General features: G+C 68.2%; 8 protein-coding genes and 2 pseudogenes. 1 reads left to right on the top strand and 9 read right to left on the bottom strand.

Annotated features, from left to right (window positions below; all coding sequences use genetic code 11):
- The 6 genes and pseudogenes from EIO58_RS07280 to EIO58_RS07305 all read right to left on the bottom strand — a co-directional run.
- A pseudogene (locus tag EIO58_RS07280) lies at nt 1-516 on the bottom strand (hypothetical protein); the annotation flags it as partial.
- 119 nt (nt 517-635) lie between these two features.
- On the bottom strand, nt 636-4106 hold the full coding sequence (dnaE, locus tag EIO58_RS07285) for a DNA polymerase III subunit alpha (protein ID WP_240658624.1): 3471 nt from the start codon (nt 4104-4106) through the stop codon (nt 636-638).
- A 334-nt stretch (nt 4107-4440) separates the two neighbouring features.
- Entirely contained in the window at nt 4441-5499 is a 1059-nt protein-coding gene (locus EIO58_RS07290; protein WP_127818971.1) for a hypothetical protein, read from the bottom strand.
- Nucleotides 5474-6079 carry an RNA polymerase sigma factor gene (locus EIO58_RS07295; RefSeq protein WP_127818972.1) on the bottom strand — a complete coding sequence of 202 codons (606 nt, stop codon included), beginning with the start codon at nt 6077-6079 and terminating at the stop codon, nt 5474-5476. The genes EIO58_RS07290 and EIO58_RS07295 overlap by 26 nt, the downstream gene beginning before the upstream one ends.
- 41 nt (nt 6080-6120) lie before the next feature.
- Nucleotides 6121-6570, bottom strand: a complete 450-nt coding sequence (locus EIO58_RS07300; protein ID WP_127818973.1) for a DinB family protein — start codon at nt 6568-6570, stop codon at nt 6121-6123.
- Between the two features lie 9 nt (nt 6571-6579).
- The gene (locus EIO58_RS07305; RefSeq protein ID WP_127818974.1) at nt 6580-7149 is read right to left on the bottom strand and encodes a GNAT family N-acetyltransferase; all 570 of its coding nucleotides are present in this window, start codon (nt 7147-7149) and stop codon (nt 6580-6582) included.
- A 61-nt stretch (nt 7150-7210) separates the two neighbouring features.
- On the opposite strand from EIO58_RS07305, the gene EIO58_RS07310 reads away from it, so the two are divergent.
- Nucleotides 7211-7684, top strand: a complete 474-nt coding sequence (locus tag EIO58_RS07310) for an NUDIX hydrolase (protein ID WP_127818975.1) — start codon at nt 7211-7213, stop codon at nt 7682-7684.
- A gap of 96 nt (nt 7685-7780) precedes the next feature.
- Here the strand turns inward: EIO58_RS07310 and EIO58_RS07315 are convergent, their stop codons facing one another.
- The 3 genes and pseudogenes from EIO58_RS07315 to EIO58_RS07325 all read right to left on the bottom strand — a co-directional run.
- Nucleotides 7781-8701 carry an RluA family pseudouridine synthase gene (locus EIO58_RS07315; protein ID WP_127818976.1) on the bottom strand — a complete coding sequence of 307 codons (921 nt, stop codon included), beginning with the start codon at nt 8699-8701 and terminating at the stop codon, nt 7781-7783.
- Between the two features lies 1 nt (nt 8702).
- Nucleotides 8703-9299, bottom strand: coding sequence for a signal peptidase II (locus EIO58_RS07320; RefSeq protein WP_127818977.1), 597 nt, complete (start codon nt 9297-9299; stop codon nt 8703-8705).
- A 9-nt stretch (nt 9300-9308) separates the two neighbouring features.
- Nucleotides 9309-9651, bottom strand: a pseudogene (locus tag EIO58_RS07325) (DivIVA domain-containing protein); the annotation flags it as partial.

The raw sequence follows: 9651 nt of genomic DNA on the forward strand, positions 1-9651 counted from the left end.
CGCCGGGACCTCGGTGCGGCCCTGGAAGTCCTGCGCGAACGGCGGGATGAGCGGCGCGAACACGGTGAGGAGCACGCCGGCGAGCATCAGGAAGAACTCGACCCACACGACCCACGTGCCGGGAAAGAAGCGCTCGCCAGCGAGCGTGATGAAGCTGTTCCAGATCATCGTGAGCCACAGCATGGTCGAGACCGAGAACGCCACCGAGGCGAACTGGTCGATGCCGAGCGATCCGACGCGGCGGATGCCCTGCGGCGACAGGCGGCGCAGCGCGATCAGGAAGACGGCGACGGTGGGTACGCCGATGGTCAGCACCCAGTCGATCCCGTTGCTCCACACCGACGGGCCGCGGCCGATCTCGCCGATCACCGGGAAGAACGACACCACGAAGGCGACGAGCCACGTTCCGGCGAGCGCGACCTCCCGGATGGAGAACGGTCCGACGCCGTACTGCGGCGGCTCCTCGGTCGAGGTGGCCTCCGCGTCGATGTTCTCTTTCCGCTGCTCGTCCGTCACGATCGTCCCTTCCGGCGAGCCGACAGGCCCGCGTCGTCCTGATACTACCCACGGCGTATGAGACGCCGATGAGACCACGCGCACGTCGGCGGACGCGTCCCGAGGGGTCGTGTGCGGCGTCAGCCGAGGCACTGAGGGCCGAGCAGGCCCTTCAACTCTCCGTACAGATCCGGCGTGATCCGGACCGTGTGCGGAAGCTCGAACACTTTCGCCACGGTGCCGCTGTGCAGCTTGACCGACACCTCGGTGTCACCCTTGTGCCGCTGCAGCACCTGCAGCAGCTCGCCCACGATTCCCTCGCTCGCACGCCGCTCGGGCATCAGCAGCACGAGGCTCGAGGTGTCGTCCGGCGCACCGAGATCAGGGCTGAACGCGGACTGCGCGTGCAGGTTCATCCCGTCGTCGCGCCGCGACACGCGTCCTCGCACCACGAGGATCGAGTCGGCCTGCAGCATCGACGAGAACTCGGTGTAGGTCTTGCCCATGAACATGACCGTGATCTCGCCGTCGAAGTCCTCGACCGTGATCATCCCGTAGGGATTTCCGCTCTGTTTCGCGACGCGGTGCTGGACGCTCGTCACGAGACCCGCGATCGTGACCTGCTCGCCGTCCTGGACGTCTTCGCTCGCGAGCAGGTCGTGGATGCTCGTCGAGGCGTGCTTGGCGAGCGGGATCTCGAGGCCCGCGAGCGGGTGGTCCGACACGTACAGGCCGAGCATCTCGCGCTCGAAGGCCAGCTTGTCTTTCTTGGTCCACTCCGGGCGAGGCGGCACCTTCGGAGGCGCGACCTCTTCCGCGGCGTCATACAGGCTGTCGAAATCGAAGCCGATGGCCCCCTGTGCCTCATTGCGCTTGCGGTCGACGGCCGCCTCGGTGGCATCCTCGTGGATCTCCAGCAGTGCACGACGAGTGTCGCCCATCGAGTCGAAGGCGCCCGCCTTGATCAGCGACTCGAGGGTCCGCTTGTTGGCGACGTGGATCGGAACCTTGTTCAGGAAGTCGTGGAAGGACGCGAACTTCTCGTCTTTGCGGGCCTGGACGATCCCGTCGACAACATTCGCGCCGACGTTGCGGACGGCGCCGAGCCCGAACCGGATGTCCTCCCCGACGGCGGCGAAGTACCGGATCGATTCACTCACGTCAGGCGGCAGGACCTTGATGCCCATACGACGACACTCATTGAGATAGACCGCCATCTTGTCCTTGGAATCGCCGACGCTCGTGAGGAGCGCCGCCATGTACTCGGCCGGGTAATGGGCCTTGAGGTAGGCCGTCCAGTACGACACCAGGCCGTACGCGGCCGAGTGCGCTTTGTTGAACGCGTAGTCGGAGAAGGGCAGCAGGATGTCCCAGAGCGCCTTGATGGCGCCGTCGCCGTAGCCGCGCTCTTTCATGCCGCCGGAGAAGCCTTCGTACTGCTTGTCGAGCTCGGACTTCTTCTTCTTTCCCATCGCACGGCGGAGGATGTCGGCCTGCCCGAGCGAGAACCCCGCGACTTTCTGCGCGATCGCCATGACCTGCTCCTGATAGATGATCAGGCCGTAGCTGGTGTCGAGGATGTCTTTCAGCGGCTCCTCGAGCTCAGGGTGGATCGGTGTGATCTCCTGCTGCCCGTTCTTGCGGAGCGCGTAGTTGATGTGCGAGTTCGCGCCCATCGGCCCCGGACGGTAGAGCGCGATGACGGCGGAGATGTCTTCGAAGTTGTCGGGCTTCAGCAGACGCAGAAGAGACCTCATCGGCCCGCCGTCGAGCTGAAAAACCCCGAGCGTGTCGCCGCGCGTCAGCAGTTCGTACGCGGCGCGGTCGTCGAGCGTGAGGTGCTCGAGGTCGAGATCCTGCCCTCGGTTCATCCGGATGTTGTCGAGGGCGTCCGAGATGATCGTGAGGTTGCGAAGCCCCAGGAAGTCCATCTTGATGAGGCCGAGCGCCTCGCATGACGGATAGTCGAACTGCGTGACGATCTGGCCGTCCTGCTCGCGGCGCATGATCGGGATGATGTCGAGAAGCGGCTCGCTGGACATGATGACGCCTGCGGCGTGGACGCCCCACTGTCGCTTCAGTCCTTCGAGCCCCAGCGCGCGGTCGAAGACCGTCTTCGCTTCGACGTCGGTATCGATGAGGGCGCGGAACTCGCTCGCCTCTTTGAATCGCGGATGCTGGGAGTCGTACATGCCGCTCAGCGGCATGTCCTTGCCCATGACGGCGGGCGGCATCGCCTTTGTCAGCCGTTCGCCCATGCTGAACGGGAAGCCGAGCACGCGGCCGGCGTCTTTGAGCGCCTGCTTCGACTTGATGGTGCCGTACGTGACGATCTGCGCCACGCGCTCGGAGCCGTACTTCTCCGTGACGTAGTCGATCACCTCGCCGCGGCGGCGGTCGTCGAAGTCGACGTCGAAGTCGGGCATCGACACGCGGTCCGGGTTGAGGAAGCGCTCGAAGATGAGGCCGTGCTCGAGCGGGTCGAGATCCGTGATGCGCATGGCGTAGGCGACCATCGACCCGGCCCCTGACCCACGACCGGGGCCGACGCGTATGCCGTTGTCTTTCGCCCAGTTGATGAAGTCGGCGACCACGAGGAAGTAACCCGGGAAGCCCATCTGGAGGATGATCCCGGTCTCGTACTCGGCCTGCTTGCGGACCTTGTCGGGGATGCCGTCCGGATACCGATAGTGAAGTCCTGCCTCGACCTCCTTGACGAGCCAGCTGTCTTCGGTCTCGCCTTCGGGGACAGGGAAGCGCGGCATGTAGTTCGCGCTGGTGTTGAACTCGACTTCGCAGCGCTCGGCGATGAGGAGGGTGTTGTCGCACGCCTCCGGGTGCTCGCGGAAGATCTGGCGCATCTCCTGTGCGGTCTTGATGTAGTAGCCGTCGCCGTCGAACTTGAACCGGTTCGGGTCGTCGAGCGTCGAACCGGACTGCACGCACAGGAGCGCCGCGTGCGCGTCGGCCTCGTGCTGATGGGTGTAGTGGGAGTCGTTGGTCGCGACGAGCGGGATGCCGAGGTCCTTCGCGAGGCGCAGCAGATCGGTCATGACGCGGCGCTCGATCGAGAGCCCGTGGTCCATGATCTCGGCGAAGTAGTTCTCCTTCCCGAAGATGTCCTGAAACTCCGCGGCCGCGGCGCGCGCGGCGTCGTACTGACCGAGGCGCAGACGCGTCTGCACCTCGCCGGACGGGCAGCCGGTCGTCGCGATGAGCCCCTTGCCGTAGGTCTCGAGCAGCTCGCGATCCATCCGGGGCTTGAAGTAGTAGCCCTCCATGCTCGACAGCGAACTGAGCCGGAAGAGGTTGTGCATGCCCTCGGTGCTCTGGCTCCACATGGTCATGTGTGTGTAGGCGCCCGAGCCCGACACGTCGTCGCTCTTCTGCTCCGGGGTGCCCCAGGCGACACGCGACTTGTCGCTGCGATGCGTTCCGGGCGTGACGTACGCTTCGAGCCCGATGATCGGCTTCACGCCGGCAGCCCTGGCCGCGTTGTAGAACTCGAACGCCGCGAAGGTGTTGCCGTGATCGGTGACGGCGATCGCCGGCATGCCGTGCTCGGCGGCGGCCTGAGTCATCGCGCCGATCTTGGCGGCTCCGTCGAGCATCGAGTACTCGCTGTGCACGTGCAGGTGAACGAAGGAGTCGGATGCCACGGACCGAGTCTACGGAGCGGCTCCGACGTCGCGGTCGGCCGGAGCCGGTGTCGCCCACCCCGCCCGCGAAGCCGCCTCACCCTCGAGTCGAGGGTGAGGGTTTGGGGCCGCCTCAGAATCGGATCCGCAGGTGAAGACCTCCGCGGCGACGCGCCGCGGGCGCCGCCGGCGTGCCCGGCGTGTCGCACGGCGCGTCCGCAGGAGCGGATCCGATTCTGCGTCGGCGGGGACTGACCAGGCACGGAACGGATGTCTTCACCCCGGCGCCGTTGAGATCCGGGTGAGGTCAGCCTCGAGGGACTCCCACCGTGGCGGGGAGGCCGTCGACGATCGACACCACGACGCGGCTCGACCATGAGTCGTCGTCGAGGTTCCCCCGTCCGACCATGAGGCCGGTCGAGGTGTCGATGTCGACCGTCTGCATCCACGTGCTCTCGCCGCCCTCGGGAAACGCGATCGTCGTCACGTCGCCGTCGACGCCGACCACTCGTGAACCCTCTGTGAGCGCCAGGGCGCGGAACATGGCGGCACGCAGGCCCGCCGGCGCGAGATTGAACTCGATCGGCTCGCCGAGCCTCGGCGGCGGGCAGTCCGACAGGTACTCGTGTTCGTACTGCTCCATCCAGTCCACCAGCGCCTCGGGATCGCGGGGCATCTCGTCGTAGTAGCACTGCAGGCCGTTGACGGCGAACGTCAGCACATCGTCCGGGTCGACGCCCTCCCCTCCCACACCTGTCTGCGAGTAGATTCCCGCCGGGAAGACCTCGACGTCGAGCTTGGAACCGGGCCGCGTGGCGACGAGCACGTCTCGCGCCGTCTCGGCAGCAGGCCCGGTGATCTCCACGACCTCGAACGACTCGTCGTAGTCCTGCACCCAATCGCCCGATCGGTCGGCCGGGACGTAGAGCGAGCGCGCCTGGACAGTGGTGGCCATGGTGTGGGATGCCCCGCTGCCCCACCAACCGCCCTCCGGATAAGCCGAGTCCTCGACCCACCCCACCGTGGAGGTCGCGATCTCCTGGATGCGGATGTACTGCCCGGGGCCGGGCGACACCGCCTGCGTCGTCAAAGTCGCCTCGGCGGCCCGCTCGAGGACCTCCGCGGCCGAGGCGGTCGGCGCCGTCGCCGGGATCGCGACGAAGCCGACGACCAACGCGACGGCCGCGAGTCCTCCGGCCAGCGCCGATCCGCCGATCCACCGGACGGCCAGGCGACGACCGGGAGCGGCATCGGCTCGCTCTTCGCGCGCGATCTCGCGCAGCAACGTTACCCGCGCGGCATCGAGCCGACCCTCGTCGAGGACGGCCTCCGCGCCGACCTCACGCACTCGTTCCATAAGCTCCATCGATCTCCTCCTTCGCTATCCACGTGAGCCGGACCGACGCGTGCGACCCCGGCGGAGCGAGCTTGCGTCGCACACGGTTCAGCCGCGATCGCACCGTGCCCACGGGCACTCCGAGCGCGACGCCGATCTCCTCGTAGGTGAGATCGGCCCACGCGTACAGCAGCAGCGTCTCGCGGTCGCGGGCCGCCAGCGCCGCGATGCGCGGCACCAGGGCGCGGACCGCGGCAGAGGCATCCGCGCGCTCCCCCGCCGCATCGATCGCACCGTCGCTGACGTGCTCGCCCCGTGAGGCGGATGCCTCGAAGGATCGCCACTGCCTGGCCTCGTCGACGCGGTGCTTCTTGATCACGCGCGACGCGATGCCGAGCAGCCACGGCTTCGCCGAATCCCAGGTCGTGTCGAAGTCGCGACGTCGCCGGAAGGCGACGAGCATCGTCTCGCTGAGAACGTCCTCGGCTGCCTCCGAGCCCACCCGACGGGCGGCGAACGCACCCACGACCCGTGCGTGCCGCTCGAACAGCTCCGCGAACGCGGCGGGGTCGTCGACGGACCGGCGGATGATCTCGCTGTCGGTGCTCACAGGGAGTATTGACGGATGCCGAGCATCCGGTTCACGCGGGATCAGAAATCTTCGTCGAGGGCGTACTGCTGCTGCCACGTGTGCGGGCGGTCGACGCCCAGCCCGTACAGATAGCGGATCAGCTGGCCCTGATGCTGCGTCTCGTGCTCGAGGAGGGCCAGCACGTAGCGCAGCGAGTCCTCATCGGCCGGGTCGATGCCGGCGACCCACGCGTCGACGTCGGCGGCGGTCTGCACGAACGCGGAGCGGAGGGTCGCGGCATCCGTCGTCCCGTCTCTGGTGACCGGACTCGTGAAACCTTGCCACTCCCCCGCGCGCGCTGCCCTGGAGAAGCTCTCGCGGGCTCCGAGCACGCACCACAGCTGGTGCCCGATCGTGTCGGACGGAAGATCTCGCAGGTGCGAGCCGAGGTGCTCGGGCGGGATCGTGTCGAGGAAGTCGAGGTAGAGCGTGTTCGCGCGCTCGAGGCGCCGCTGGAGGAGGTGGTTCACGCGTCCACGCTAGAGCTCGCGCCGCATGAGCACCCGTCGAAATCCTGACAGCACCGATTCGGTGTCGGCCGCCTTCACGAAGCCTGCGGACTCGAAGAGGCGGCGCGTGCCGACGTACGCCATCGTGAGGTCGACGCGGGCGTCGCCGTTGTCGACCGGGTAGCCCTCGATCGCGGGAGCCCCCTGCTCCTTCGCGAACGATACCGCACCGTCGATCAGCGAGTGCATGACACCCTTCTTGCGGTGACCGGGCCTGACGCGGAAGCACCAGAGCGACCACGCGTCCAGGTCGTCGACGTGCGGGATCTTGCGGAAAGTCGCGAAATGCGTCCGCGTGCGCGGCGCGACCGCGGCCCACCCGACGGCGTCGTCGCCGTCGTACGCGAGCACCCCGATCGGCCCCTCTTCGTCCATCAGCCGGCGCACGCGTTCGGCGCGCTCGGAGCCGCGCAGTGCGACGTTCTCTCTGCTGGGAATGCGGTAGCTGAGGCAGAAGCACACGCTCGACTCGGGATTCTTCGGGCCGATGACCGTCGCGACATCCTCGAACACGGTCGCCGGCCTCACGTCGATCGTCATGTCGTCCATCGTGGCTCAGGGCTCCGACATCGCTCCGCCGACCGAACGTAGGGTGGGGGCCATGCCCACCCCCGATTTCGTGCTCGAGCTGCGCCGCAGCATCGGCACCGCGCCGCTTCCCCTCGCCGGCGTCACCGCCGTGGTGATCCACGAGGGCAGGGTGCTGCTCGGCCGCCGCAGCGACAACGGCGCGCTCACCCCCATCACCGGGATCGTCGACCCCGGCGAGGAGCCGGCCGCCGCCGCCGTGCGTGAGACGAACGAGGAGGCGGGCGTCGTGTGCCGCGTCGAGCGGCTGGCGTGGGTGCACCAGCTCCCGCGCGTGGTCTACCCCCACGGCGACCAGGTCGACTACCTCGATCTGGTGTTCCGGTGCAGCTGGGTGTCGGGCGACCCGCACGCCGCCGACGGCGAGATGACCGAGGTCGGCTGGTACGGCCTCGACGAGCTCCCCGAGCTCGAACTGCCCGATATGTATCGCCGCATCGAGTTCGCTCGGGCCGAAGGTCCGTCGCGTTTCGAGGGCGGCCGCTGACACGGAATCGGAGATCTCGAGCGACACGCCGTGCCGGGATCCGGCGAACCGGCGTGTCGCGCACGCGCTCCGATCGTGTGCACCAGCACGACGGCCTCAGTCGCTGCGAAGCACCTCGAGCGCGTTCGCGAGGTCGGCGGGGTAGTCGGAGGTGAAAGTCACCCGGTCCCCCGTGCCCGGATGCACGAACGAGAGCTCGTGCGCGTGCAGCCACTGCCGGGTGAGTCCGAGCCGGGCGGACACGGTGGGATCGGCGCCGTAGAGCGGGTCGCCGACGCACGGATGACGGTGCGCGGTCATGTGGACGCGGATCTGATGGGTGCGCCCGGTCTCGAGGTGGATCTCGAGCAGCGACGCGCCCGGGAACGCCTCGAGCGTCTCGTAGTGCGTGATCGAGTCCTTGCCGTCGGGAGTCACCGCGAACTTCCACGAATGCGTCGGATGCCGACCGATGGGCGCGTCGATCGTCCCGGCCAGCGGGTCGGGGTGCCCCTGCACCACGGCGTGGTAGACCTTGTCGACCTCGCGCTCCTTGAACGCGCGCTTGAGTGCGGTGTAGGCCCGTTCGGTCTTGGCCACGACCATGAGCCCGCTCGTTCCGACATCGAGGCGATGCACGACGCCCTGGCGCTCGGCGGCCCCCGTCGTCGCGATCCGGAAGCCGGCGGCGGCGAGGGCCCCGAGCACCGTCGGACCCTCCCATCCGAGCGAGGGGTGCGCGGCCACGCCGGCGGGCTTGTCGACCACGACGATGTCGTCGTCGTCGTACGCGATGCCGAGGTCGGGCACCTCGACCGGGACGACCCGGGGCTCCTCCTTCGGCGCCCACGACACGTCCAGCCAGGCTCCGCCTCGCAGCTTGTCCGACTTCGCCAAGGTGCGCCCGTCCATCGTGACGCCGCCGGCTTCGGCGACCTCGGCCGCGAACGTGCGCGAGAACCCGAGCATCTTGGCGAGGGCCGCGTCGACACGGGTGCCGTCGAGTCCGTCCGGCACGGGCAGGCTGCGGGACTCCACGTCAGTCCTCGGTGGTGGTCTGAGGGGAGTCGGATGCCGCGGCACCCGACTGCTCGTCCTTCGCACGCGCTTCGCGCGACCCGTCGAAGTGCAGACCCACGAGGACGAGGATCGCGACTGCGATCATCATCGAGACGATGAAGATGTCGGCCACGTTGTAGATCGCGGGCGACATGCCGGGGAAGAACCACATCCACGGCGTGTTGATGAAGTCGATCACGTGCCCGACGGCGAAGCCGGGCTCACGGAAGAGCCTGTCGGTCAGGTTGCCCAGCACGCCGCCGAGGAGGAGGCCCAGGGCGACCGCCCACAGCCGCGAGCGGACGCGTGTGGCGGCGAGCCAGCCGATGACCCCGGCCACCACTGCGAGAGCGATCGTGAAGACCCACGTGACCCCCACGCCGAGCGAGAAGGCGGCACCGGGGTTCTTGGTCAGGTAGAGGATCAGGAAGTCGCCCAGTACCGGCACCGGCTCCTGATAGGGGAGGTTGTCGAGTGCGAGGTGCTTGGTGAATTGATCGGCGGCCAGCACCAGCACCGCGAGGACCGCGATGATGATGCCGGCCGCCGCCTGTCGAAGGGGGGGTCGGCCTGTCAAAGGCTCGGCCTAGAGACCGATGGCCGAGACCGGCTGCGCACCCGAGGAGGTCGCGGTGGTCTCGAGGTCGCGGAGCTTGCCCTCGATGTAGCTGCGCAGCTGCGCCCGGTAGTCACGCTCGAAGTTGCGCAGCTCCGAGATGCGGCCCTCGAGCGACGAGCGCTCGCGGTCGAGCTTGGCGAGCTCCTCGCGGCCGCGGGTCTCGGCCTCCGACACGATCGAGGCGGCCTGCGTCTTGGCTTCGGCGATGAGCTGGTCGCGCTGGGCGACGCCCTCGGCGACGTGCTCGTCGTGCAGGCGCTGCGCGAGCTCGATGATGCCGGCGCTCGCGGCGGGCGCGGCGGCGGTGGGC

Source organism: Microbacterium sp. CPCC 204701 (genome assembly GCF_004010105.1).
Lineage (GTDB): Bacteria > Actinomycetota > Actinomycetes > Actinomycetales > Microbacteriaceae > Microbacterium.

Excerpts from the sequence above, each read along its gene's own strand:
- EIO58_RS07290 (WP_127818971.1), bottom strand. The coding sequence starts at position 5,499 with ATGGAGCTTATGGAACGAGTGCGTGAGGTCGGCGCGGAGGCCGTCCTC.
- EIO58_RS07305 (WP_127818974.1), bottom strand. The coding sequence starts at position 7,149 with ATGACGATCGACGTGAGGCCGGCGACCGTGTTCGAGGATGTCGCGACG.
- EIO58_RS07310 (WP_127818975.1), top strand. The coding sequence starts at position 7,211 with ATGCCCACCCCCGATTTCGTGCTCGAGCTGCGCCGCAGCATCGGCACC.
- dnaE (WP_240658624.1), bottom strand. The coding sequence starts at position 4,106 with ATGCTCGACGGAGCCGCCAAGATCGGCGCGATGACTCAGGCCGCCGCC.